The sequence below is a fragment of the Muribaculum sp. NM65_B17 genome, from assembly GCF_004793735.1.
GTDB lineage: Bacteria > Bacteroidota > Bacteroidia > Bacteroidales > Muribaculaceae > Muribaculum > Muribaculum gordoncarteri.
In genome coordinates this window covers 48,049-73,489 of sequence record NZ_SRYY01000008.1, presented here as the reverse complement: position 1 = coordinate 73,489, position 25,441 = coordinate 48,049, and the positions used below count along the sequence as shown (strand labels likewise).

27 protein-coding genes and 1 tRNA gene are annotated in these 25,441 nt (G+C 41.8%); 13 read left to right on the top strand and 15 right to left on the bottom strand.

Annotated features, from left to right (window positions below):
* Window positions 1–45 precede the first annotated feature (45 nt).
* From E5354_RS11710 to rbr, 15 genes are all read right to left on the bottom strand, one after another.
* A complete protein-coding gene (locus E5354_RS11710) occupies window positions 46–747 on the bottom strand; it encodes a glycosyltransferase family 32 protein (protein ID WP_135947566.1) in 702 nt (233 codons plus the stop codon).
* Window positions 744–1,679 carry a glycosyltransferase family 2 protein gene (locus tag E5354_RS11705; RefSeq protein ID WP_168353893.1) on the bottom strand — a complete coding sequence of 312 codons (936 nt, stop codon included), beginning with the start codon at window positions 1,677–1,679 and terminating at the stop codon, window positions 744–746. Before E5354_RS11705 ends, E5354_RS11710 begins: the two co-directional genes overlap by 4 nt.
* Window positions 1,680–1,690: 11 nt before the next feature.
* Window positions 1,691–2,629 (bottom strand): glycosyltransferase, encoded by a 939-nt coding sequence (locus E5354_RS11700; protein WP_135947564.1) that lies wholly within the window; start codon window positions 2,627–2,629, stop codon window positions 1,691–1,693.
* A gap of 1 nt (window position 2,630) precedes the next feature.
* On the bottom strand, window positions 2,631–4,100 hold the full coding sequence (locus E5354_RS11695; protein WP_135947563.1) for an oligosaccharide flippase family protein: 1,470 nt from the start codon (window positions 4,098–4,100) through the stop codon (window positions 2,631–2,633).
* The gene (locus E5354_RS11690; protein ID WP_135947562.1) at window positions 4,075–5,094 is read right to left on the bottom strand and encodes a glycosyltransferase family 2 protein; all 1,020 of its coding nucleotides are present in this window, start codon (window positions 5,092–5,094) and stop codon (window positions 4,075–4,077) included. The genes E5354_RS11695 and E5354_RS11690 overlap by 26 nt, the downstream gene beginning before the upstream one ends.
* A complete protein-coding gene (locus tag E5354_RS11685; protein WP_135947561.1) occupies window positions 5,085–6,185 on the bottom strand; it encodes a DegT/DnrJ/EryC1/StrS family aminotransferase in 1,101 nt (366 codons plus the stop codon). Before E5354_RS11685 ends, E5354_RS11690 begins: the two co-directional genes overlap by 10 nt.
* 2 nt (window positions 6,186–6,187) lie before the next feature.
* Complete coding sequence (locus tag E5354_RS11680; RefSeq protein WP_210433146.1) at window positions 6,188–6,640, bottom strand: acyltransferase; 453 nt, start codon at window positions 6,638–6,640, stop codon at window positions 6,188–6,190.
* Window positions 6,621–7,052 (bottom strand): sugar 3,4-ketoisomerase, encoded by a 432-nt coding sequence (locus E5354_RS11675; protein WP_135947559.1) that lies wholly within the window; start codon window positions 7,050–7,052, stop codon window positions 6,621–6,623. The genes E5354_RS11680 and E5354_RS11675 overlap by 20 nt, the downstream gene beginning before the upstream one ends.
* A 40-nt stretch (window positions 7,053–7,092) precedes the next feature.
* The gene (locus tag E5354_RS11670; RefSeq protein ID WP_135947558.1) at window positions 7,093–7,536 is read right to left on the bottom strand and encodes a sugar 3,4-ketoisomerase; all 444 of its coding nucleotides are present in this window, start codon (window positions 7,534–7,536) and stop codon (window positions 7,093–7,095) included.
* Window positions 7,530–8,600, bottom strand: a complete 1,071-nt coding sequence (locus E5354_RS14470) for an acyltransferase family protein (RefSeq protein ID WP_135947557.1) — start codon at window positions 8,598–8,600, stop codon at window positions 7,530–7,532. Before E5354_RS14470 ends, E5354_RS11670 begins: the two co-directional genes overlap by 7 nt.
* 1 nt (window position 8,601) lies before the next feature.
* Complete coding sequence (locus E5354_RS11660) at window positions 8,602–9,003, bottom strand: sugar 3,4-ketoisomerase (RefSeq protein WP_123397202.1); 402 nt, start codon at window positions 9,001–9,003, stop codon at window positions 8,602–8,604.
* A 43-nt stretch (window positions 9,004–9,046) separates the two neighbouring features.
* Window positions 9,047–9,640, bottom strand: coding sequence for a hypothetical protein (locus tag E5354_RS11655; RefSeq protein ID WP_135947556.1), 594 nt, complete (start codon window positions 9,638–9,640; stop codon window positions 9,047–9,049).
* A 24-nt stretch (window positions 9,641–9,664) separates the two neighbouring features.
* Window positions 9,665–10,714, bottom strand: a complete 1,050-nt coding sequence (locus E5354_RS11650; RefSeq protein ID WP_123397204.1) for a hypothetical protein — start codon at window positions 10,712–10,714, stop codon at window positions 9,665–9,667.
* Window positions 10,715–11,256: 542 nt separating this feature from the next.
* Complete coding sequence (locus E5354_RS11645) at window positions 11,257–11,874, bottom strand: hypothetical protein (protein ID WP_135947555.1); 618 nt, start codon at window positions 11,872–11,874, stop codon at window positions 11,257–11,259.
* A 273-nt stretch (window positions 11,875–12,147) separates the two neighbouring features.
* Window positions 12,148–12,729, bottom strand: coding sequence for a rubrerythrin (gene rbr / locus E5354_RS11640; RefSeq protein ID WP_123397206.1), 582 nt, complete (start codon window positions 12,727–12,729; stop codon window positions 12,148–12,150).
* A 433-nt stretch (window positions 12,730–13,162) separates the two neighbouring features.
* Between rbr and trpB the strand changes: the two genes are divergently transcribed.
* The 13 genes from trpB to E5354_RS11570 all read left to right on the top strand — a co-directional run bounded on the left by trpB (window position 13,163) and on the right by E5354_RS11570 (window position 25,170).
* Window positions 13,163–14,362 carry a tryptophan synthase subunit beta gene (gene trpB, locus E5354_RS11635; RefSeq protein WP_123397207.1) on the top strand — a complete coding sequence of 400 codons (1,200 nt, stop codon included), beginning with the start codon at window positions 13,163–13,165 and terminating at the stop codon, window positions 14,360–14,362.
* Between the two features lie 14 nt (window positions 14,363–14,376).
* Entirely contained in the window at window positions 14,377–15,789 is a 1,413-nt protein-coding gene (locus E5354_RS11630; protein WP_135947554.1) for an anthranilate synthase component I family protein, read from the top strand.
* A 20-nt stretch (window positions 15,790–15,809) separates the two neighbouring features.
* Complete coding sequence (locus tag E5354_RS11625; protein ID WP_135947553.1) at window positions 15,810–16,376, top strand: anthranilate synthase component II; 567 nt, start codon at window positions 15,810–15,812, stop codon at window positions 16,374–16,376.
* 13 nt (window positions 16,377–16,389) lie between these two features.
* Window positions 16,390–17,385 (top strand): anthranilate phosphoribosyltransferase, encoded by a 996-nt coding sequence (gene trpD, locus E5354_RS11620; protein WP_123397210.1) that lies wholly within the window; start codon window positions 16,390–16,392, stop codon window positions 17,383–17,385.
* Between the two features lie 5 nt (window positions 17,386–17,390).
* Complete coding sequence (gene trpC, locus E5354_RS11615; RefSeq protein ID WP_135947552.1) at window positions 17,391–18,176, top strand: indole-3-glycerol phosphate synthase TrpC; 786 nt, start codon at window positions 17,391–17,393, stop codon at window positions 18,174–18,176.
* Window positions 18,163–18,879, top strand: coding sequence for a phosphoribosylanthranilate isomerase (locus E5354_RS11610; protein WP_135947551.1), 717 nt, complete (start codon window positions 18,163–18,165; stop codon window positions 18,877–18,879). The genes trpC and E5354_RS11610 overlap by 14 nt, the downstream gene beginning before the upstream one ends.
* Window positions 18,839–19,621 carry a tryptophan synthase subunit alpha gene (gene trpA, locus E5354_RS11605; protein WP_135947550.1) on the top strand — a complete coding sequence of 261 codons (783 nt, stop codon included), beginning with the start codon at window positions 18,839–18,841 and terminating at the stop codon, window positions 19,619–19,621. Before E5354_RS11610 ends, trpA begins: the two co-directional genes overlap by 41 nt.
* 67 nt (window positions 19,622–19,688) lie before the next feature.
* A tRNA-Ser gene (locus E5354_RS11600) sits at window positions 19,689–19,775 on the top strand.
* 527 nt (window positions 19,776–20,302) lie between these two features.
* Window positions 20,303–21,388 carry a site-specific integrase gene (locus E5354_RS11595; RefSeq protein WP_135947549.1) on the top strand — a complete coding sequence of 362 codons (1,086 nt, stop codon included), beginning with the start codon at window positions 20,303–20,305 and terminating at the stop codon, window positions 21,386–21,388.
* A gap of 763 nt (window positions 21,389–22,151) precedes the next feature.
* Window positions 22,152–22,733: a hypothetical protein gene (locus tag E5354_RS11590; protein WP_123482737.1), complete on the top strand. Its 582-nt coding sequence runs from the start codon at window positions 22,152–22,154 to the stop codon at window positions 22,731–22,733.
* A gap of 441 nt (window positions 22,734–23,174) precedes the next feature.
* Window positions 23,175–23,651 (top strand): hypothetical protein, encoded by a 477-nt coding sequence (locus E5354_RS11585; RefSeq protein WP_123408028.1) that lies wholly within the window; start codon window positions 23,175–23,177, stop codon window positions 23,649–23,651.
* 390 nt (window positions 23,652–24,041) lie between these two features.
* Window positions 24,042–24,470 carry a hypothetical protein gene (locus tag E5354_RS11575; protein WP_246863805.1) on the top strand — a complete coding sequence of 143 codons (429 nt, stop codon included), beginning with the start codon at window positions 24,042–24,044 and terminating at the stop codon, window positions 24,468–24,470.
* Entirely contained in the window at window positions 24,460–25,170 is a 711-nt protein-coding gene (locus E5354_RS11570; RefSeq protein ID WP_246863804.1) for a hypothetical protein, read from the top strand. Before E5354_RS11575 ends, E5354_RS11570 begins: the two co-directional genes overlap by 11 nt.
* Window positions 25,171–25,441: the final 271 nt, after the last annotated feature.

Genomic DNA, 25,441 nt, shown 5'->3' with positions numbered 1-25,441 from the left:
CTAAAAATGCAATAATAGACGGCCATAGAAAACAATAGATATATCTTATCGTTTTATCACCCGATATAATAACCTGAATAATTTGTTAGATACAAGAAAAAGATATAATCGTTTTCTTATTTTTGCACGAAATGGCAACCATGAACCCATCGGATGATGGATAGTATAGGAATTTTCATTGATATTGAGAGTAGCCAAATCAGGACAAAAATAATGACTTGGATAAATCACCATATTTCCATCGATACTAATTATCTCTTCCTTTAGTTCTAAGGATGGATTTGCCTCTTTAATAATTTTATATATATGATCTCCTATAACTAATGGATTAGCTTCATTTTTAAAATCTAAATTATTATAATATTCCAAAATCTCACCTAATATAGGGTGCTTTTTTATACATCCAAATACTCCTGCTTGCATTCGTAATCCTGATTCCAATCCCCAAAATGCATCATGAAACAAAAAAGGATCTAATGACTGGATAAGTTCTTCATCAGTATCAAGATACACACCTCCAATATCATACATGACCTTTATTCGTATATAATCTGAAGCAAATGCCCACTTTTTACAATCATAAGCTTTTTGTAAAAATGCAGATGCTGACATATCAAAATTACTTTCATTCCAAAGCCTAAACTCCCAATCGGGCAAAATTTTTTTCCAATGGTCTATGTAGCGTTGGTTTTTAGGCGGGATAGGATTGCCTCCAATCCACACATAATGTATAATTTTGGGTATCATATAATTCTTCTCAGTAGAGTATAAATTTTAAATAAAAATAAATTATGGCATATAATATTTTTAATCTTTATAGACATATTCTTATTCCCTATGATTTTAGAATAATATTCATTCGCTATATTATAATCACACATAGAGAAAGCAGTATTAAAAATGAGTTTATCGTATATATTATTAATCTCATTTTTATCAACTTGTGTAATGGTTTGATTTTTTTGTATAAAATCCAATTTTATTTTGCGCATATTCTCCATAAAGATGACCATTTTATCAGAAGTGGCAAATTGACTTACCGATCCTTTTCTTAAAGTATATGTTGAAGTACTCACTGGAATGTAGTCTAACGTTCCATATTTGCATAACTCCAGATACATAGGTAAATCTTCAGCTAAATATCCTTGATTGTTAAAATCAATCATATTAAAGTAATCAATAGCATCCCTCCTATACATTATAGTCAGTGTGGGAATAAAAAAACCTTCCAAGATTTTATTCAAGATTTCCTTGTTATTTATCTTACAATTACCTAATATGCTCCCATTTATTTTGTTTTTATAAACTAAAAATTGATTGTAATCCGTATAGCACAAAATGCATTTAGGATTCATATCCATATATGACACTTGTAATCGCAACTTATCCCTATTGTGCCACCAGTCATCTCCAGCACATTCTGATATGTATTTCCCTCGACAAGCTTTTAAACAGTCATTATAATTAATTAGAATGCCCTTATTGGGCGCTTTTTCCAAAAGTATTATATTATCATGAATACCCGCATATGACGAACAGATTTCCCTTGTCTTATCGGAAGAAGCATCTTCTCCAATTATTATTTCAATTGGGAAATCACAATCCTGATTTAATATACTATCAATTGTTCGTGATATTGTCTGCTCTTGATTATAAGCAAGGACAATTACTGATACCATAGGGAGTCCCATCATAAATTACAATATCGTTCAAATATCTTTTGTCGTTTCTTATTTTCATGCACTACCATATCAATAATTACCCCCATCAATTCAGTGGTTAACAAATGTTTACAATGCCTAATTATTGTCTTAATATTTTTCCCAGATAAAACCAAACGGCATAAATCATATCTTTTTAGTCGCAATAAAATTTTCTTTGGGTATTGAGGCTTTAAATCGTTATATATATATTCAAGTGCCGAATATACTGACCACATAAAATTAAACTTTTTATTAAAATCAGATGATTGGCATGTCGTTTCTGCACCAACACTGTAAACGACATCAAATTTAGGTGTATAATGTATATCTCCCTGTTGTGCCAGATAGCATAAAAACACAATGTCATCTGCGCTAAAAGATCTTTTTAAGAGTTCTTTTAATTTTTCATCAGATAAAGCACTTCGTCGAAACATCAACGTAGGAGTAAATACTATATGTTCAAAAAAGATTATTTTATCTAAGTTTCCCTCTGGAACTTCAGATCTAAAAGGTGGCGTAATAATTTCTTTAGTCCTACAATCAAAGTGTTTCATCTCACTATGAATACCTACACATGAAGGATGTTTTTCCAGATAATCTAATTGATATTGAAGCTTCTTCTTATTACAATAAAAATCATCTCCAAAACAAAATGAAACATATTCGCTTCTACTTTCCAGTAAACATTCGAAACTATTTCGATATACTCCTTTATTCGGACTTTCAGGCATTAATCGTATTTTATCAGGATATCGCTTACAATATCTTTTAACAATATTCCGAGTATTGTCTGTTGAAGCATCTTCTCCTATCAGTATCTCATAACTAAAATCTGTCACTTGTTCTAAGATGCTTTCAATTGTTCTTGATATGGTATTTTCTTGATTATATGTCAATACTATTACAGTGACCTTTGATTTTTCCATATTATAGAATTTTATCTTTTACACTAAACATTCTTCTTAGTTTTCTAAAAGAAATAAAACACATAAAAATTGACATAACTCCCATAATAAAATATGAAAGCCAGATAATTTTAATAAAGCTTCCAACAAATACCAATATTGGAAGGAATATAAAAATAAAACTATCTTTTAATATCCTTAAATCGATACTATAATTATAATAGTGGTAATTTGTTAAATAGTATAATATATTCATTATAATATATACGACAACTATGCTTATACCTAAACCAATTAATCCAAAGATATAATACATAGTGCCCCCAATTATAAGATTAAATGTATTTCCTAAAATTCCTTCTGTCCACAAAAAAAGTTTTTTATTCCCTTTTGAAAATGATATATAACCCATTGGAAATGACAATGCTCTAAATATAATACCGATACCCATCCACCTCATTAATGGGAGAATAGGATAAAAAGAATCTGTCAATAAAAGTTGTATTATCAATGGAGATGTTAATATCAACAAACAAACTATTGGTGCAATCAAAGTTAGCACAACCTCAATTTGACGATTTACTACAACTCGCATTTTAGTATTATCATTTGATACTGCTGTCAATCTTGGGAAATAATCTAATGCCATCGCTGTAAAAATCATCCCTACATATTGGTTCGCAATAGAATTAGCAGCTTGAAACAAGCCAACATTTTCAATCGAGCCAAATATTCTTATAATATTATTTAAGACATAATTAGCCACAGTGCCCATCATTGCACCCGCCAATAATGTCAATCCCATAGAAATTAAATTCTTGATAGATTCCTTATTTTCCTTAATAATAATCTTTATTTTATCAAATTTTATATTACGGCGAATAGAATAATAATAAAATACGAACATTGATACTGACAATATAATCATTGCAGGGACAATTCCGCCTATACCATAAAAATAATATAAAGGAACTCCGGCGATTAGTCCTACAGAAGCCCCAATTAGCGAGGCAAAAGATAATGGTTTGACATAATGTAGTCCTTGCAATATTGACATTTCACCACCACCTAAAACTGTAAAAAAAACCATTATCGACAGAGCAATAAACCCCATAGTATATCCTGTGGTACCAAATGTCAATTTACTCAATAATGGACTAAATATAATACATATAAACGCTCCTAATATTGCCGTACATAGAATCAATTTACGAGAAAGGGTAACTATTTTTGCTAAAGACTCTTTATTTTCTTTATTTACAGCAATTTCCTTTACTATAGCCAAATTTAACCCAAGTGATGCAAATTGGCACAAAGTGTTGCCAGCGACATTATATAGCGACGATATGCCCATTCCATTCGGCCCGAGAAATAATGCGACAAATTTACCCCGTATTAAGTTTACTATAATTTGAAAAAATTGAACTCCCCCAAATGCAACCGTTCCTTTTATTATGCCTCTATAATTATTTTCGCCGCCAAGTGAATTCATATATTTTATACATCAATTTAAAAGATTTAAGGCCACTACGCATTGCTAAAATTTTTAATCGATTAACTTTACCATTCAATAATGACCATTTTATATGTCCATAACTATGTTTTATCTTTTTCTCAATATTTATTTTATCTTTTATACTGAATTTATTTGTGCATAAGATGACGATACAGCGCGACAAATCATGGAACTGCATTATTGCCGCTCTTTCCATTTCAAGTGAAGAAGCTCCAAATTCCTTTTCAATTAAATTTAAAATAGATATATCTGAATCAAGAATATCAAATGTTTTAACGCTTACTCTATTTGTTATTGATTCTGGATTAATTCTATAATAATATTTAGCATCGACAAAAGCTACTCCATTAGTCTTAAGGAGTATATATCTTGACATCAATTCGTCGTCTGCAAGAGAGGATGAATTGATATCAAAAAAATCAAAAATATTCATAAGAATATTTTTTTTTATCGCCGCACAATTAAACCCAATAGCCCATCCATTCAACGTATCTTTTACTAATTCTCTTCCTTTGTATTTCTTTGTCGTATTTACTTTTGGGAGAGGCAAGGTAACTCCAATTGAAGCCCCATACTCGTTTACAAAAACCATTTCGCCTAATACCAAATCTAACGATGCACTTTCTATCGCAAAATAAAAATTTGATAAATAATCCTTCTCTATGTAATCATCTGAATCAAGATAAAGAATCCATTCTGAATTAGCCATTTCTATAGCTTTCTTCCTAGGCTGAAAAGCACTTCCTGAATTCTTAGAAGCTTTATAAGCTATTATTCTATTATCTTTATCAATATAATTCTTAATAATATCAGAGGTCCTGTCATTAGAACAATCATCAACAATTACAAGTTCCCAATTATGAAATGATTGTGCTATAACACTATCAACTGCTTCGCCAATAAACTTTTCAGCATTATATGCTGGCATAACAATCGAAAAGAAAGGCTTTTTGGCATCGTCTATTTCCATGCGTTTATTAGTCGTATTACTTCGTTAACCTCTTCATCAGTTATTACGGGCGATATGGGTAGTGACAGTTCTTGAGCATGAATGCGCTCACTAATCGGAAACGACCATGAATTCCAGTCGCTGTAACACTCCTGCTTGTGAGGCGGTATGGGATAGTGGCTTATTGTCTGTACCCCATTGTCGGCAAGGTAATCGTGCAACGCGTTGCGGTTATCGGCAAGTATAGGGAAAATATGGAACACATGAGCATCCCAGTCCTTTACCGTTGGAGTAACTATTCGAGGGTTGGTTATTCCTTCGATATACATGCGGGCCACCTCCTTGCGGCGAGCGTTGTCCTCATCGATGTGACGCAACTTAACATCAAGCACCGCTGCCTGAATCTCATCCATGCGACTGTTACGTCCTGTGTACTTGAACACATATTTACGTGACGAGCCGTAGTTGGCAAGCGCACGTATGGCTGTGGCAAGCTCCTGATCATCAGTAGTCACTGCACCGGCATCACCAAGTGCTCCAAGATTCTTTCCCGGATAGAAGCTGTGTCCGGCTGCATCGCCGAGCGAACCTGTGCGACGGCCATTGAACTTGCAACCATGAGCCTGAGCATTATCTTCAATAAGCTTAAGCCCATATTTCTTACACAGCTCTCCGATCTTGTCGGTATAGGCACATTGTCCGTAAAGATGCACTATCAGCACGCCCTTGGTTCGTGGAGTGATTGCGGCCTCAATCTTGTCTGGGTCGATCTGATAAGTAGTTATATCGGGCTCAACAAGCACCGGCACCAATCCGTTTTCGGTTATGGCAAGAATGGATGCGATATAGGTATTGGCTGGAACTATCACTTCGTCGCCCGGTTTCATTATACCAAGCTCGATATAGGCACGCAAAATCCATATCAGGGCATCAAGACCGTTGGCACAAGTGATGCACTCATTCGTCCCGATAAAATCGGCATAGTCCTTTTCAAACTTTTCGACTTCCTTACCTTGAAGGTACCATCCCGAATCAACTACACGTGATACGGCTTCTTTAATTTCATCACCGTGACTTTCAGTCACTTTCTTTAAATCTAAAAACTTTATCATAATTATATTTTTTTTACAAATTTCGCCGGAGTCCCAAACCAAAGCTCATTGTCTGGAATATCTTTTGTGACGATGCTTCCGGCCCCAATCATTACATTTTTCCCTATAGTATGGCCGGCTATGATAGTAGAGTTGGCCCCTATTGATGCACCACGTTTTATGACTGTTCTTTCGAATTTCTCAGGATAAACCTTTGAGCGCGGAAACAGATCGTTGGTAAAAGTGACATTTGGACCGATAAATACATCATCTTCGATTTCCAAACCGTCCCACAACTGAACTCCCGACTTAACAGTCACATTGTCACCAATCACGACATCGTTCTCAATCAGAACATTAGCGCATATATTGCAGTTTCGACCAATTCTAGCCTCAGGAAACACTACACAAAACTGCCAAATATTAGTTCCTTCGCCGATATTTGCTGATTTCACATCAGATAATGGATGAATCATTTTTATATTCTATAAAATTATTGTAATCACGTATATAGTCATCTTCAGTATAGCCTTCTGACGCTAGAACCATGCATACAGCCCCTGACGAGAAATCATCAAGTGTTCGCCATATACCTGGTACAATGTATAATCCTTGATAGGGTCGATTAAGCAAAAAGGTACGCTTCACGTTTCCATCATCAAGAGTAACTGTAAAGCTTCCGCTTGCCGCTATAATCAACTGACTAAGTTCCTTATGAGCATGCCCTCCTCTACTTTCCCCTCCTGGAACATCATATAGATAGTAGGTACGTTTAACTTCAAACGGCACTGTATCATAATTTTCTACAACCGAAAGATTACCTTTCCGTTCACTATGATGTTTATTAAGCCCTATCATCGAGCAGTCGTAAACAGTTGATTTTTTCATGCCGCTATGCCATAATAGAGCGAAGCGGCAATAAAAAGAGTTAAATCACCCCCCCTAATTGTGAATTTATGTTAACATACAACATGTAATCATCATAATTCCTTATGTAATCCTCTTCCGAGTATCCTTCGGAGGCAAGGACCAGACATATCGAACCTGAGGAAAAGCTCTGTTCTGATGCCCATATTCCTGGTGGGATATGTAATCCATAGAACGGGCGATTCAGTAATACGGTTCTTTTATTCATTCCATCATCAAGAACAACCTCAAAACTCCCGCTCGCAGCAATCAAGAATTGATGGCATTCTTTGTGTGCATGAGCTCCGCGAGCTTCTCCACCCGGGATGTCAAACGAATAAAATACTCGCCGAATATCAAACGGTACATTAATTCCCGGATGGATAGGTGTTATATTTCCTGCCCTGTTTTCAATCTTTGGCAACTCAATAACAGAGCAGTCGTAAACATTAGGATTCTTCAACATTTAATATATTTCAATTTTAATGACAAATAGCGGCCTATTGGAGTTTCTATATATCTGTAAACTAATAAACTTGTTATTAATGAGATTATAAATGTAATAGACATTATCAAATATATGTTAATGCTTAAATTCAAATGGCTAAAAACAGTTATTGATACATTAATTATAATCTGATGCAACATATAGAAGCTAAAGCTTATATTTCCAAATATCAATAGAAAGCGGTTATTGAGCAGTATGGAAATACCCCCCCCCGATTTGTTAAATACAGTTAAAGTCAATATCAATATAGCCATAGGCATCCACCACCATGCACATGGGGAATAACATTCAGCAATATAAGGATATATACATATAGCAATTCCTAAAATCAGTAACGGAATAATTTCAATTAATGTCCTAAATGATATATGCATATCTGTTATTCGTTTAACAAATACACTTGATTCTATTGAAATGTATAATTGCCATAGTAACATTCCTATTATGAAATCAATAAGTCGTGTCAATGGACAAATATATGCAATATAATGTATCTTATCTTGGGGAATAATGTTTATCAAAACCAGATATGCCGAAACTATTATACCCATAGAATAGACGGCCTTCTTTCTATTTCTAACAAATATTCTTATTAGAAATGGAAAAGCACAATAAAAAAACATTAAATCGGACAAACACCAAGATACCGCATTTCCTGAAAAATATATGCTTTGAAAAGGAAACCAACTCTGCAATAAAACAATATTTGGAATCAATTTCAAAATCACATTAAAATTTAATAATGTGGCAATAATCTGAATTATCAACCAATTTAATAAACAAAATATATGAAGAGGATAAACTCTTATCAGACGCTTAAATATAAAATGTCGATAATGAAAATCCGATGATAACACTTTATTTTCATATCCAACACATAATACAAAACCACTAAGAATTAAGAAAAAATCCACTCCACAAGGGCCACCAGCATCGAACCACCCTTTCCCATTTATTGGAAAATGATGGAGGAATATCATAATAGCAAATATTCCTCGTAGTGATTGCAAAGATCCAATCATCTCAACGATTTTTAAATTCTTGGTAGTCGCGGATATAGTCGTCCTGAGAGTAAGGAGTTGAAGCGAGTATCAATGCAAGTGAGTTGGTTGAGAAGTTGTTCATCTCCCGCCAAATGCCTTTAGGCACATAGAGCCCGTAGTAGGAGCGATTAAGTGAATAAGTCGTCTTATTAATGCCATCGTCAAGGACTACATCAAAGCTTCCTGAAAGAGCTACGATAAATTCCTCATTTTCACGATAGGCATGCCCTCCACGATGCTCTCCTCCGGGTACATCATAAATCCAATAGGTACGCTCGATTTTAAACGGTATTTGCTTAAACTCCTCGATGAATGACAGATTTCCGCGTTTGTCCAAAAACTTGGGCAACTCAATTATGCGCGGACCATTTTCAATATTCATAGTCATCAATTATATGTAAATCAGGAACGTATTTCGTATATGGTCAAGATGTGGCGACGGGTTGGTAGTGGGCTGCACAACGGCGTTTCAACATGTCGCGGTCGGCGGCCATCAGGTCGGTATTGACAAATATCGCGGCCCTCATGCGGGCTTCGGCTCGACTCGTACATTCAAACCGTCCAAACTCCCTTATCTGTCGACACCAGTCAAGCATCTTGTCAAAGTACCATCGACTTCGGTTGTCGGGCACCGATGCAGGATTGCGCATCATCAGGCGACCTATTATCTGAAATATTTCAGTGTCGGTTATGCGCTTGTCACCCTTAAGCCATGCCTGATACACGCGTTCACAGTGTCGGTCGACAAACTCCTGCGGAGCCTTCCTTCCGCGAGCTATTCGATGAGCAGCATCATAGACACCGAGCAGCGAAGTCACCAGCGTTATGTCTACATGGGCTATATCACGCTCAATTTCGGCCACAATGTATTTCAGCTCCTCAAGAGCGTTGCGCCCGGCAATAGTCGCAGAAGGCATTCCCAAGCAATTCTCGCAAGTGCAATAGTGCTGAACCAAGCTGCTTACGCTTGCCACATAGTCACTCCCGTCACGCGGGCTCAATCGGTCCGGCTTAGGCATTGTTTACTAAATATTTTTGATTTATTAAAATGCGCAGGCAATCATCGGGCATTTCGTCACTGATGATGACAAGCCGGTTGCACCAAGATAGTAGTCATACTCTTCCCTAAGTTGCGATTGCGACTTGGATTCACGTTCAGTGCGCTCCCCAATCAGCAACTTTCCCGACAAGAGCATATCCATATCGCCGTCAGTCACGCCTATTAGTAATGCGGTCAATGCCTTACCCCACGGATTGGTTATGTTATTACACAGTCGGTCAAATCGGCTACGGGCCAATTCATATAAATTCATGTCACCGAGAATCTTGCTCGCAGTCATCAACAGCAACTGCAACTTTGCATCAGTCTTGGCATTATCTATGCTCAACGAGTCAAACCGTCGACAAAATACGCTCAACGGCGCCGTTATAGAGGCATCAAGTTTTGTCCTGCCGTGATAAGCTCTTAACGCTTTAAACAGTCGCGGCACAAAAGCCTCAATCTGGTCATAAGCTCGTTTGGAGTCCTTGGCAAATTCCAATACCCGCACGTAATCAGCCTTTATGTCATAGACCACCGCCGAGAGGAACTGTGTGACGGCTATGACAATCTTTCCGCTGCGCGAACCTTTGCGTGATATATAACGCCCGGTCAGTCCGGGAAAGTCACCGTCAACAACTTGAACAAGGTCACCTTCGGCAAGCTCCACCTCATCGGTAGCATAACACGGAATCTTATTGCCGTAGAAACGAGCAATTGTCCTGAACGTATCGAGAGCCGCCTCAGTAACTTTTACATAACGATAATCGCCCGAATGATTGAGTACAAAGGAAAATCCGTTGGCTCGACTACAAAGATTCTTGACAGTTTCCTCGCTACCACGAACAAAAACATAATGAAACAATAATGGCCGCTCTATACGCTTAACCTCCCCGCCGTGCTGCTCTATTTCAATAAAAGACGGAGCAAACACATCAAGCTGAGAAGCCGTAGCAGCATTGAATTTATCAATAGCAAACTCGGCACTGTTACACCGTGGTGCTGTAGGAGCAATATAGTTTAATAAAAACCAGCTGACCTCCTGATTGTTCATCCAAATAAATATGCCTGAATCTTGTGTGTGGATATAGCTTTCACATGGAACGACATTTCATATATCACTGATTTATAGACACATAAGATATACTACCTATCGAACTTCCGAAAACTTCAAATCTCTTTCCATTGATTTAAAATCTAAAATCTCTTGGGAAGAGATTTCGTGTTTTTACAAAATATTGTCCTACAATAGCATATCCAATCACATTGCGAGCCAATTTGGAAACAATTGTCATTTTCAACAGCTATGTCATTGATTCGTGACTCAATTAAATTCATTGATTGACTTGTATATTTCCGTGAAAAAGATTAATTTTGCCACGTATAAGTATCTCTTCCCAAGAGATTTGAATTGGGTTAACGCATAAAATAAGGCCGTTACCGATTTAACATCAGAACGGCCTTATTTGGTTGAACTGAATCAAACAATATAAAGTATAATCACAGGAGCTCAAAAATAATCCTATTCAGTTCAATATGTCGATAAGGTTTTCTAATAATAATTTAGTTTCAATCGGCTACTGATATACGGTGCAATCACAGATAGACTGCAATCTCAAATACCATGCCCTGCACCGGCTTGCGGGTATATCGGCTCGATGACTCATAGACGCGATTGGTGTCAAGATTTGAAATCTTGTAGGCCAACGTTATCAACGCCGGTCCTAACCGCAATGTAGGCCCCACCGACACTCCAAATGACACGTTGTTGCATTTATATTCAACCTCCTGCCATTTTTTACCCGTCTGGCGATAGATAGTGCAATAGTGGTTGGTGCTAAATCTCACCGAAGGCGTGATGTTAAGCCCTATTCCCGCATTGCCTATCCGAAAAATCGGTGCTGTATCGATTACGATCGACGGCTCAATATAGAGCGATGTGTTCTGCGCATAATCATTATAATAGTGATTGCAGCAACAATCATCATAACCGCCAAACAAATCAAACAGAAGTCCTGCTTCCGATATTTCGCCCCACACACCAAGACTTCCGCCAATTCCGATGTGCTTGTCAACCATATAGTGATAGGAGAATCCCACATTATAATTGTCACCGTCAATGCCTAAGTTTACACCTACTCGGTTGGAATCCTCCTGACACCACACATTAGCAATGATAAAAACTGAAAACAATATGCATAGACATCTTTTCATCCTTAAATGAGTTTGATTGGTTATATTTACCATCAGCATCGCCACGTGCCCGACACCAATGCTTATCGTTTACCCCTAAGAGTATAAAAGCCCGATTATCCCCTATCCTTTTATCTTAAAAAATATTAATCGCTCAAAAGCCGCCGTTTTCCACAATCAACTCACCCCAACAACATCCAACTCTCGATCACATTCCCACATAAATATCAATGCCCGGAAGCATATCGCTTTCCGGGCATTGCACATATTCCAACAAAACAGATTAACTATTTATTAATAATTATTTTTTTTACGCTCAAAGTAGCCTTGTTCCTTTCCGCATACCGGACATTTGCCGGGAGCCGACTTACCCTTATGGATATATCCGCAGTAACGGCACTGCCATTCCTCTTCCTCCGAGTCACGGAACACGCTTCCGCTTTCTACGCGTTCGAGCAGCTTCAGATAACGAGCTTCATGACCCTGTTCCACCTGTGCAACAAGTTTGAAGTGTGAAGCAATGCGAGGAAATCCCTCCTCCTGTGCAACACGTGCAAACTCAAGATACATGTCTGACCACTCCTCATGCTCACCGGCAGCAGCTTCACGCAGGTTACGTGCCGTATCGCCAATGGGTCCGGCAGGATATGACGCGGTTATCTCAAGCATTCCCTCATCAAGATAGCTGAAGAAACTCTTGGCATGAGCATATTCCTGCTCAGCCGTTTCAAGGAATATAGCGGCTATCTGCTCGTAACCTTCATTCTTGGCCACTTCGGCAAATATTGTATAACGACCGCGAGCCTGCGATTCCCCGGCAAATGACTTAAGCAGATTCTGCTCAGTACGTGTACCTTTGATGCTTTTATTATCCATAATACAAATTATAAAATTTATTCTTTTTTTTCAATTATACTATTTTAACGCTGGACTAATTAAATTGTTCAACGCTCCGAAACTATTTCTCCGGCATTAAAATTGCATATTTATGCATTATATGTTAACAAAAGCAATAAAATACGACAAAATATCGAAAATAGTTAAACTTTTATCCCTAAAATTTGTATTTTAATAAAAATGGCTGTATATTTGCAGCATAAAACAATTAATATATGTCATATATATACAACATAAATCATTGGTGGCACATCGATAATAAATATCGATGGCAATGACATGTTATAATTGATCTATATCTACAATTAAATACATAACTGCATTTAAATACATAACTGCATTTTAGAGAGCCGTCGATATTACATCGATGGCTTTTTTGTTAACATCACTATTACGACAAAACGAAAAAACAATGAACAACTACCATCATCACACCCTCCCGGTAAACGATGCCGGATATTACGGCCGATTCGGTGGAGCCTATATTCCCGAAATCCTGCACCACAATGTGGAGATGCTCACCCAGGCATACTACCGCTATATCGACGACCCGCAATTCATCCAGCAGTTCAACGACCTGATGCGCGACTACGTAGGGCGTCCGTCACCGCTGTATCGCGCCGGCCGACTGAGCGAACTCTACAACACCAACATATACCTTAAGCGTGAGGACCTAAACCACACAGGAGCTCACAAGATAAACAACGCCATAGGCTCGGTGCTGCTGGCAATGCGCATGGGCAAGAAGCGCATCATCGCCGAAACAGGAGCCGGACAACACGGCGTAGCCACGGCGACTGTATGTGCACTCATGGGACTTGAATGCGTAGTCTACATGGGAGCAACCGATGTAGCACGACAGCAGCCCAACGTAGAGCGCATGAAGATGCTCGGAGCCACTGTGATTCCAGTCGAAAGCGGCAACATGACCCTAAAGGATGCGACAAATGAAGCCATACGCGACTGGTGTTGCAACCCCGACAGCTTTTATGTCATCGGAAGCACCGTGGGTCCTCATCCCTACCCCGAAATGGTGGCACGCTTCCAGTCGATAATCAGTGAGGAGATAAAGTCACAGCTCATGTCACACATAGGTCGCGAAAATCCCGATTACGTAATAGCATGCGTAGGCGGAGGCAGCAATGCCGCAGGTGCCTTCTACCATTTCATCGACAATCCCGATGTAAAACTTGTAGCTGCCGAAGCGGCCGGACTGGGAGTCGACACCGACAAGACCGCTGCAACAATACAGGCAGGCACCGAGGGCATAATACACGGTGCACGCACATTGGTGATGCAGACACCCGACGGACAGATAATAGAACCCTACTCCATATCGGCAGGTCTTGACTATCCGGGCATAGGCCCCTTGCATGCTTATCTTGCATCAACAGGTCGCACAAAAGTACTGCCCGTGACCGACGACGAAGCACTGAGAGCGGCATTCAGGCTGACACGCATCGAAGGCATAATCCCGGCCCTTGAATCGGCCCACGCACTCGGAGCTCTCGACAAAATGGACTTCAAGCCCGACGACATAGTGGTAGTAAACCTCTCAGGGCGCGGCGACAAGGACATGCACACCTACATGGCTTATAAAGACAAATATTAAAACTCACTGACAAGATGAAAAGATACAACCTCATTGTAAAATCGCGCATGATTCCGGCCGATCTGGAAACCCCGGTAGGCATCTACCTCAAGATTCGCGACCTCTATCCCGAGTCGGCACTACTTGAAAGCTCCGACTACCACACATCGCAAAACTCCATAAGCTACATCGGTGTCGACCCCATAGCCTCATTTGTAGTCGTCGATGAAGCCATAATCGCCACCTACCCCGACGGTTCGTCACAACGCATTGAAGTGACCGGCGACACAGATGTTGTCGACATGCTTCGCGACTATATCGAGTCCTACGACATCGCGGGAGAAACATCGCCCGGGGCCAACGGCTTTTTCGGCTACACAGGCTACGATTGCGTGCGTTACTTTGAAAAAAGCGTACCTGTTCACGGCAAGGACAGCTGTCTCACCGGAATACCCGATATGAAATATGTGCTATACCGCTATATAATAACGGTGAACCACTATAAGAACCAGATGACGATATACGAGCATCTGTCCGACGGTGATGAATCGGGAATCGACGAGATAATAAGCATCCTGCACAATAACAACATGGCCCAATACTCATTCAGCACCACAGGCGAGGCATCGTCACCGATTACCGACGAAGAGTACAAGGTTATGGTGCAGCGGGGAATCGCCCACGCATTACGCGGCGATGTGTTCCAGATTGTGCTGTCACGCCGATTCTCCCAAACCTTCTCAGGCGATGAATTCAATGTTTACCGTGCGTTACGCTGCGTCAACCCGTCGCCCTATCTGTTCTATTTTGATTTCGGTTCATTCCGCATTTTCGGTTCATCACCCGAAACTCATCTGCGCATCAGCGGACATGACGCCTACATTGACCCGATAGCCGGCACATTCAAACGCACCGGAAACGATGCCCGTGACCATGAACTTGCCGAGGCTCTGCTTGTCGACGAGAAGGAAAATGCCGAACACATAATGCTCGTCGACCTTGCTCGCAACGACCTCAGCCGAAGCGGCGGACGCGTCAATATTGAGTTTTTGCGACAAATTCAATACTACTCCCATGTCATACACATGGTATCAAGAGTTCATGCCACACTTCCCGAGAATACGAATCCCTACAGATTGTTTGCCGACACATTCCCCGCCGGAACACTAAGCGGAGCACCAAAGGTAAAAGCCATGCAGCTTATCGACATGATCGAGCCTCACAACCGCATGATATATGGCGGCTGCATCGGATTCATAGGATTCAACGGCGACCTGAACCAGGCCATTACAATAAGGAGTTTCTTCAGTTACAACAACACCCTATATTCACAAGCCGGAGCCGGAGTAGTGGCACATTCCATTCCCGAAAACGAGCTTCAGGAAACCAACAACAAGTTAGACGCACTGTTCAACGCAGTGAAGTATGCCGAAACATTCGGACATTAACCCTTAAAAACCTAAATGCAATGAAACTATTGATACTTGACAACTACGACTCGTTTACTTACAACATCGTACACTCGGTAAGAGAAATGGGAATAATCCCCGATGTAATACGCAACGACAAAATATCGCTCGACGACATCGACCGATACGACAAGATAATAATATCGCCGGGACCGGGCATACCGTCGGAAGCCGGTGTGCTGCCACAGATGCTCAAGCGTTACTCACCGGTGAAGCCGATACTCGGAATATGCCTCGGCGAACAGGCCATAGGCGAATGCTTCGGAGCTCGACTCAAAAACCTCTCGACAGTATATCACGGCATTCAATCGACGATCGACATAACCGCAAGCGACTATCTGTTTGAAGGGCTTCCCGATAAAATAGAAGTTGGACGCTATCACTCTTGGGTCGTCGACCGTGAGGATTTCCCCGACAACGATCTTGAAGTGACGGCAATGAGCAGCGACGGCAACATCATGGCCATCCGTCACCGGATATACGATGTGCGGGGAGTACAATTCCATCCCGAATCAATACTCACCCCGTCAGGCGACACTATAATAAGGAATTGGATTAATCATTAAAACACGACTAACGATGAAGGATCTATTATATAAAATGTTTGAACACAAAAGCCTTTCGCGCAATGAGGCGCGCGATGTGCTGCATAACATTGCTGACGGACGATATAACGACTCGCAGCTCTCGGCGTTCATGACTGTATATCTCATGCGCAGCATAACACTTGACGAACTGATCGGCTTCCGCGATGCACTCATTGAGCGTCGGCGACCATTGGACTTCGACGATGTGAAATCGATTGACATCGTAGGCACCGGAGGTGACGGCAAAAACACCTTCAACATCTCGACAGCGACATGCTTTGTTGTCGCCGGCACAGGCCGCAAGGTCATCAAGCACGGCAACTACGGCGCAAGCTCAATATCGGGAGCGTCAAATGTGCTGGAACAGCACGGAGTCAAGTTCACGAGCGACCCTGACCGGCTTCGCAAATCGCTCGATGAAAGCGGAGTGTGCTATCTGCATGCACCATTCTTCAGTCCGGCACTCAAAAGCGTAGGCCCGGTGAGGAGATCGCTCGGTGTGAGAACATTCTTCAATATGCTCGGACCGCTTGTCAATCCCACTCTGCCGAAGCATCAGCTGCTGGGTGTCTACAACCTCAAGCTGCTCCGATTATACAACTACATCGCTCAGCACGAAGGCATAAACTGCACTGTCGTACACTCACTTGACGGATACGACGAAATATCGTTGACCTCGCCATTCAAGGTTGCGTCATCACAAGGCGAACGCATCTACACTCCTGAATCGCTTGGATGGAACCGAATCGCTCAAAAGGAGCTGTCGGGAGGAAATTCAATTGAAGACGCCGCGAAAATATTCGACAATGTGCTGCACAATACGGCGACCGAAGCTCAGCTCAATTGCGTCATAGCCAACGCCGCTTTCGCAATTGTCACGCTTGAACCCGAAATTGAACTTAACGATGCCATAGAGCAAGCCACCGACTCGATAAAAAGTGGCCGTGCACTAAGCGCATTTGAACGATTTGTCCAACTAAACAACTAACAACGATGGATTCAATACTCAATGCAATAGTCGACAACAAGCGTCGCGAAGTAGAAGCCAAGGCCATGCTAGGAATTTACGACAAGGCGTTGTCCCATGCCACAAAGTCGGTCTACACACCGGTGTCGATGAGCCGCAGCATCACCGATAATGAAGTTGGAATAATTGCCGAATTCAAGCGTCGATCGCCGTCACGCGGCGACATCCACCCCGGTGCAGTAGCCGACGAGATAGTAAAGGGATACACCAAATCAGGTGCCGCTGCATGCTCGATTCTCACCGACACCGTATATTTCGGAGGCGCATTGAGCGACCTGGCTCTTGCCCGAAAAAGCACTTCGCTACCGTTGCTGCGTAAGGAATTCATAGTCGATTCATGCCAGATATTCGAGGCTCGGATATATGGTGCCGATGCCATACTACTTATAGCATCAATCCTGTCATTCAACGACATCGTGAAGTTCACCGACACTGCCCATCAATTGGGAATGGAAGTGCTGCTTGAGCTGCACGACATGGATGAGCTCGACCGATTCAATCCCGAGGTCGACATGGTGGGAATCAACAATCGCAATCTATCGACATTCGTCACCGACACCGATGTTTCGCTCCGAATGGCATCGGCCCTCCCCGACGACATTGTAAAGGTGGCTGAAAGCGGCCTCTCCTCCATCGCTGAAATTCATAGGCTCCGCGATGCCGGCTATCGTGGATTCCTGATAGGCGAAACATTCATGAAGCATCAACACCCCGGCAACGCTCTTAAAGATTTCATCAATGCAACAGAATAAATCCACATTCCCCACTCCTCGCCACAGCGAGATGATGATTAAGATATGCGGCATGCGCGAGCCCGACAACATCGCCCAAGTCGCATCGCTGGCACCTATGCTTATGGGATTCATTTTCTATCCCAAATCGCCTCGCAACGCCTGTGAATTGGATCCCATGACAGTAATGTCGCTTCCCGGCTTCATAAGACCCGTCGCCGTATTTGTAAATGACGATTACAACCACATAATCGATATCTGCAACCGTTACAGCTTCAAGATAATCCAGCTCCACAGTGAGGAATCGCCCGAACTGTGCCGCCGGCTGCGCGACAGCGGACTTACAGTGTTCAAGGCCGTAAGCGTAGGCAGCGAAATCGACTGGACAAGCCTTCAGCAATATGACGGAAGCGTCGACATGTTCCTGTTTGACAACGTAACGCCATCGTCACACGGAGGCACAGGCCGCAAGTTTGACTGGCAGCTTCTCGACGACTATCCGTTATCCATTCCCTACATGTTAAGCGGAGGCATAGGCCCCGACGATGTCGACTCGATAGTCAATGCAATGCGTCCGGGAATGGCCGGAATCGACATAAACAGCCGATTTGAGTCAAGACCGGGCCACAAAGACCTCCACAAATTAATCAACTTCATCCTTTCACTAAGAAAATTCAACGAAAATGAACCGACTGCAACACCTTTTTGGGAGAAAACAAAATAATATCCTGTCAGTGTACTTCACCGCCGGATTCCCCGCCATCGACTCAACCGGCGAAATAATAAAGCAACTTGCCTCACAAGGCGTCGACATGATTGAAATAGGCGTACCCTTCTCCGACCCAATGGCCGACGGCAAGACCATACAGCACAGCTCGACCGTGGCACTCAACAACGGCATGAACCTGCAGCTGCTCTTGTCGCAAATAGCCGAGGCAAGAAAGGAAGCACCCGACACACCGCTCGTGCTGATGGGCTACCTTAATCCCATGATTCAATATGGAATCGAGCGACTGTTTGAACGCTGCAAGGAAGTGGGTATAGACGCATTGATAATTCCCGACCTGCCGTTTGGCGAATATATGTCGGATTACAAAGCTCTTTGCGATAAGTACGACATACCCATAATAATGCTCATCACCCCCGAAACCGATGAACAACGCATCCAGTTGATCGACAAAAACTGCTCGGGATTCATCTACATGGTTTCATCGGCATCGACCACCGGCACCAAGGATCGCTTCACCGATGAACAGATAGCCTATTTCAAGCGCATCAACCGCATGCCGCTACAACACAACAGGCTCATAGGATTCGGTATATCCAACCCCGCGACACTGCAAGAGGCCTTCGGCAACTCATCGGGGGCCATAATCGGGTCATTGTTCATAAAATGCCTCAACCGGCACAGCGACAATATATCGCAAGCTGTCAGCGAGTTATTAACGACGATAGGAATTAAGTGACAAAAAAACGCAAAACTATTTTGCAGCGTCCAAAACAATTTGTAATTTTGTCGCCGTAAAACTCCAAGGAAAGATGCCGGAGTGGTCGATCGGGACGGTCTCGAAAACCGTTGTACCCTTACGGGTACCCAGGGTTCGAATCCCTGTCTTTCCGCAACCTAAGCGGACAAAAGTCGGCTTAATCAAGACAAACCACGGACTATCAACAAGTTCCGTGGTTTTTTTGTGCCCTGACGCCAATAACGCCGGACGCACGAAAGCCCACGAAAACGGCATTACGGACATTTATTTGCTACAAATTGGCTACACACTTTTGAAGATGCCGAAAATGTAGCAAGTGTGTAGCAAATTCGGCTGTAACAATTTGATATAACACGACTTACAAAGACGTACATCGGACTGTAACGGTCATAAATCAGCCAAATTTAAGCTCAAAATCATAAAATCGGACAAATGTGTAGCTAATTTGTAGCAAGTTGCGTTGTAACACATTGATAATATGCGATATACATCAATGTAACTTGTTCAAACATCGGAAATCCGATGTCCGGTGTCTGACGCGAAAACATTTTGTCCGTAACGTGTCCTCCATTGGCTTGAATCTGTCTCAACTCAAATTATTCACTAATCGTTTCAATGCTGAACACTAAATCCAGCATTTGAAATAAAAAATGATTTAAGATGAAACAGAACACCTTCAACATTCTCTTCTACATCAGGAGAGGACAACTGAACAAGCAAGGGGAAGGGGGTATAATGGTGCGCCTTTCCATCAACGGAGAAAGGGAAATGTTCTCTACCAAACTTGCAGTCAATCCCGAAATATGGGATTCAAAAAGCGGCAGAGCCATAGGCAAGACCGCCAAAATAAAGGAGCTTAACGGCAAACTGTCGGATATTCAGGTTCTCCTTAAACGACACTACTATGACCTTGAACAGCGTCATGGCTATGTGACCGCAGAAATGGTGAAGAATGCCTATATGGGCATTACCGCCAAAGCAGAATCCCTTATTCCTTTATATAAGGAGTTTCTTGAAGACACCAAGAAGATGATAGGGATTAACCGCAGCGACAAGACCTATCAGAAATATGAACGCTGCTACCGACGTGTGGTGGAGTTTATGAAGGAGAAATATAATATCTCCGACATACCTCTGCGTGAACTGAAACAAAAATTCCTTGTAGATTTTGAGGTTTTCCTCGCTACCCGATACAAGTGCGGGCAAAACACGGTTTACAAGTTTCTCCAACTTTTCCGCATGGTGCTGTTGAAAGCGCAGCGTGAGGGTATCGCTTTCCGCGATCCGTATCTCAATCACAAGATGAAGAAAGAGAAGGTTGACCGAGGCTACCTCTCGGAAGATGAAGTTCTCGCCATCGCCAAAAAAGAAATCTCCATCAAACGGCTCGATCAAGTACGCGACGTGTTCATATTCGCCTGCTATACCGGATTGGCTTATGCCGATATAGCCGCGTTAAGGGCAGATAACATCAAAAAGATGTTCGATGGCAGATTGTGGATAGTAACTCACCGTCAGAAAACCAAGACCAACGTGAACGTGCCACTCCTGCCTATGGCGGAGAAAATCCTCCAAAAGTACGAAGGTCAATTCCAAGACGGTGAAATCCTGCCAATACTGAGCAATCAGAAGATGAATGCCTATCTTAAAGAAATCGGCGACATTTGCGAAATAGAAAAGAAGATTACCTTTCACCTCGCGCGTCATACTTTATACTTCTCTAAAACTATGATTATAACTATCTAAATATCAACACAATTCAAACTTACATAAATTTACGACTAACACGAAGGTAACATATTCGTCGAAAAAAATTAGCCTGATTTATAATTGAAAGACAGTTGCAAATATACTACTTTTACCTTTTCGTTGGAATTATTTTTTGCCTTCAAAGAAAAAAACAAGCCCAATTATCCGCTTCCCTCTTTTTTATACCCATTCAAAATCGTCTTTGCTTTCGACCTTGTTCAAAGATATACATGAACAGGTCAATAAATATGTCAGTCAGTTCATGTATATATAGTACATGACTTCTGACTTGTTTTGTCTTTAGACCGAATCCGATTTCATTGTCATCGTAGAGACCCGTCTTTAATCAAGTCAGAATATTAGTCAGTCAGTTCGTGTATATATAACACGACTTTCTGACTTGTTTCGTATAAGGTCTTTTTTCTTTTTTTGAAGGCCTCTTCTTTTTTTGTTCCACGTTGTGTTAATGATGTTCCATTTATAGAGCTTTCAGCATTTACGATTCCCACGAAAGTTTGTTTTCGTGTGCAAAGTTACGGAGAGAGAACGTCCACCAAGAAGCGTTCCCTATCTTCAGCAAAATTTGACGGAAACTTTCCGCAATCACAGATTCCGGCATTTCATAAAATTTTATCCTTGATTTCTTGTCTATCGTCCTTTCACTCTCCGTCTGAAACGGCACATGAAAACAATCCTTTCAGGAGAAGTCGAAAGACCTTGAGTAAAGGGGAACAAGTTTAACAAATTAAAGTTTAAGAATATGCCTAACTGGTGCTGCACAGCGTATGCGATAGAGGGCGACGCAAAGGAATTACAAAGCCTCTATGATTTGATGAACAAGCTACAGGAGTCAAAAGACCCTTCTGTTCCGAATGGATTTGGGACTACTTGGTTGGGATGTCTTGTTGATGCCCTTGGCGAAAAATGGGAAGATGTATCTTGCCGTGGAAGCTGGAACGATTTGGAGTTTGACGGCAGAGTGCTTACTTTCAATACAGAAACAGCATGGGCTCCATGCAATGAGACGCTCGATGTGGTATGTAGGAAATATCCGGCATTAAACTATCTATATCGGTCGGAGGAACCAGGAATGGCTCTGTATTATACCAATGACGATGAAGGCAGATACTTTCCTGATAGATTTGTTGTCGAAGTGTGCATTTCAAAAAAGGAATACTACACCGAGTATTTTACAGATTTACAGAGTGTATATGAGTGGTTGGAGGAAATCTGCGATATGCAAGTCCAGTCAAAGCTGGATGTGGATGCGATTGTAGGACAATGGAGAAAAAAATATGCACATGCCCACTGCTATATCCACGAGTACAAAATTTCCGCTTGACCGATTTTTCAAAGGCATAGATAAGGCTGAAAATTCCTAATTTATAATGCTGAAATCCGTATTGGCTTAATTCCGATACGGATTTTTAAAATTCAGTCTGCCGACAGTTGCGCCCTGTTATAAGGTACAAGGATTTGTTCAAAACCTTTGCAAGTTATCCGGTTATAATCTTTTTTTCTTTTATAAGGCTTCCAGCAGCTTTTTCTCTGCGCCCTGTGGAGGATTCTATTTTTCTACGAAGGTAAATCGGCTTTCCCAATCATGTCAATGCCGACTGTAGTCGCGAGTGAACCGTAAAATCTTCCTCTTCTCCGTCGAGCGTATTTTTCGTATCAGCCTTGCAGGATTGCCCCAGCCTCCTTCTTTATTGCAGAAAAATAAATCCCAACGGTCGCAAACAGGCCGAATAAAGGGAAATAATAACAACCAAATAAAAAGACAATGGGCAAATACGATTTTATCAAGACAGGCAACCTGCTTTATTGGAATGACCCCGACAACGGCATATCCAGTGGGGGCTACAAAGTTATTTCCGTTCCTGAAGAAGTGTATGAGGACAGCATCATTTTGATTGCAAGCGACCACTCTGAAGCGGAGGTACTGGCTTCCGAATTATCACCGATACCCCCGACAAGAAGCCATAAGGAGGAATTTCTGAAATGGAGAGAGAAACAAGAAGCGGACGGTACTGCGTTTTACAATAGGCTTTCAGAAGTTATTGCTACCGAGATTGATTTGGAAGTCGGCGACATGGTGGCGTTCACAAATGATTACGGCGTTGTATTCGGTCCGTATGAAATACTCGCTTTCGGCAAACCTTGGAACGGTGACAGATGTGTGTACCTTGACAGTGATGCCTATTGGTTTGCAGACCGTCCGAACCAACTCACACTGATGAGCAAGGGGACTTCAGAATAACAGACCTAAGCATAGACCATCCGCTACAATACGGGTGGTCTTATACCTCAAGACCATATCGGGCTATACCTTTTATAGTTCCGCTTCATGCTTATCCTATTTTATCCATCCAATATCCCTGTATAAAGCCGGATCTGCTTGCCGTGACATCGCCACGGTTTGTTTTCCTGTGCAAAGTTACGGTGGACGAACACCGTTCAAGTATCGCCGTGCTACCTCTGATGAAATTTGACGGAAACTTTCCGCAATCACAGATTCCGGCTTTTCATAAAATTTCATTCCCGGTTCCTTGCCCTCTGTTCTTGCCTCCCCCGTTTGAGCCGCACGTAAAACAAACCCTTACGGTGAAGTCAGAAGGCTTCAAAGGCAGGGAAATTAAATAATTGAAATATGAAAGTGATATGTACGAAATGCGGAGGTATGAATGTGGCGTGTGAAGCCATGATTAACCCCAATGACAAATCTTTCCGTAATTATACGGACGAAGCATTTATTTACGGATGGTGTGATGACTGCGGCAACGGTGTTGTCCTCTCTGATGTCGATGAAATCAAAGAGGATATTGACAAACTCTATGCAAATTTTTGTGCCGAGCATGGAACAGAGCCGCTTTATGCGATGTGTGAAATCGTGTGGAAAGATGAAAAATTTATTGAGCCGTCCCCTGTAACCGTAAAGTTGTCCTCAGATGCGGACGATGCCACTGATGAAAAGATATTCTTCTATTGCGATGGTATCGAAGACCTTAAATCTCTCGCTGTATTTGGAGTGGAAGATTTCGTCATTACATCCTGCAACTATTTAACCAATGAATTATAACAAGATGAATAAGTACAACTGGAAAGGCTATGATTTTATAGGGACAGTACCCGAATTTGCAGAAAAGTTCGGGTACTGCAAGACCCCTACTTTTGTCAATGCAGTAAAAAGAGTTCCACGGCACAAATACAACTGCATGGACGCAGTGGAGCAAAGAGCCTATGAGGAAAAGCGCAAACGTGCGAAGCGAGCCTACTGCATCTATATGAACGAAGAGATGACTGACAGCTACATCATCACGAAAGAGGAGTATATGGCAACAAACCTCCCAATAAAGGAGAAGCGTCACGAACCATTCTTGCTCTCGTATCGTAACAGGGTATTGCCATATAACTTCATCGGAAACAGCCATGATGAAATCCCTGTCAAATCCGCCATGGTGAAATACTCTGCCGAAGCTGTGAAATTCGCCGAACAACTTTTGCTTGCCGCAGGATATTTCAACGGAAGCGACCCTGTGGAAAAGCCATCGGTAAAGGTAAACTACACTTCGCTATACCTGACTTATGCCAACGGCATCAGCATTACATTTGATTCCGAACGGAACCATGACGGAGTGGGCAACTGCCATCTGGAGGTTATAGACTTTAACGGAGAAAGGATTTACAACGGCTGGCGGAGATTAAGCAGCGTCGATGAAATCCTACACTATACCACCATAAACAAGGACAGCAAAGACGCCTCTTGCTATTTGGGGTGACAATGACGGACAGGCAGGGAAGCCCCTGCCTGTTTTCTTAAATCATCCGTTGCCATTTCTCTTGTATTCCACGGAGTTCACCTGTGGTTATATCTACGATTTCCTGTTATAGCCATACATGACAGTCCATTTATATAGTCAACTCCGTCCTTTTCTATTTTGGATTTATCAATTCCTGCTTGTCGGTCGGGGTTACAGAATATTACGGTGCAAAGGTAGAAGCCGCTGTCAGATCGTCAAGGTCTGGCACACGGTGTTTGTCACTGCAAGA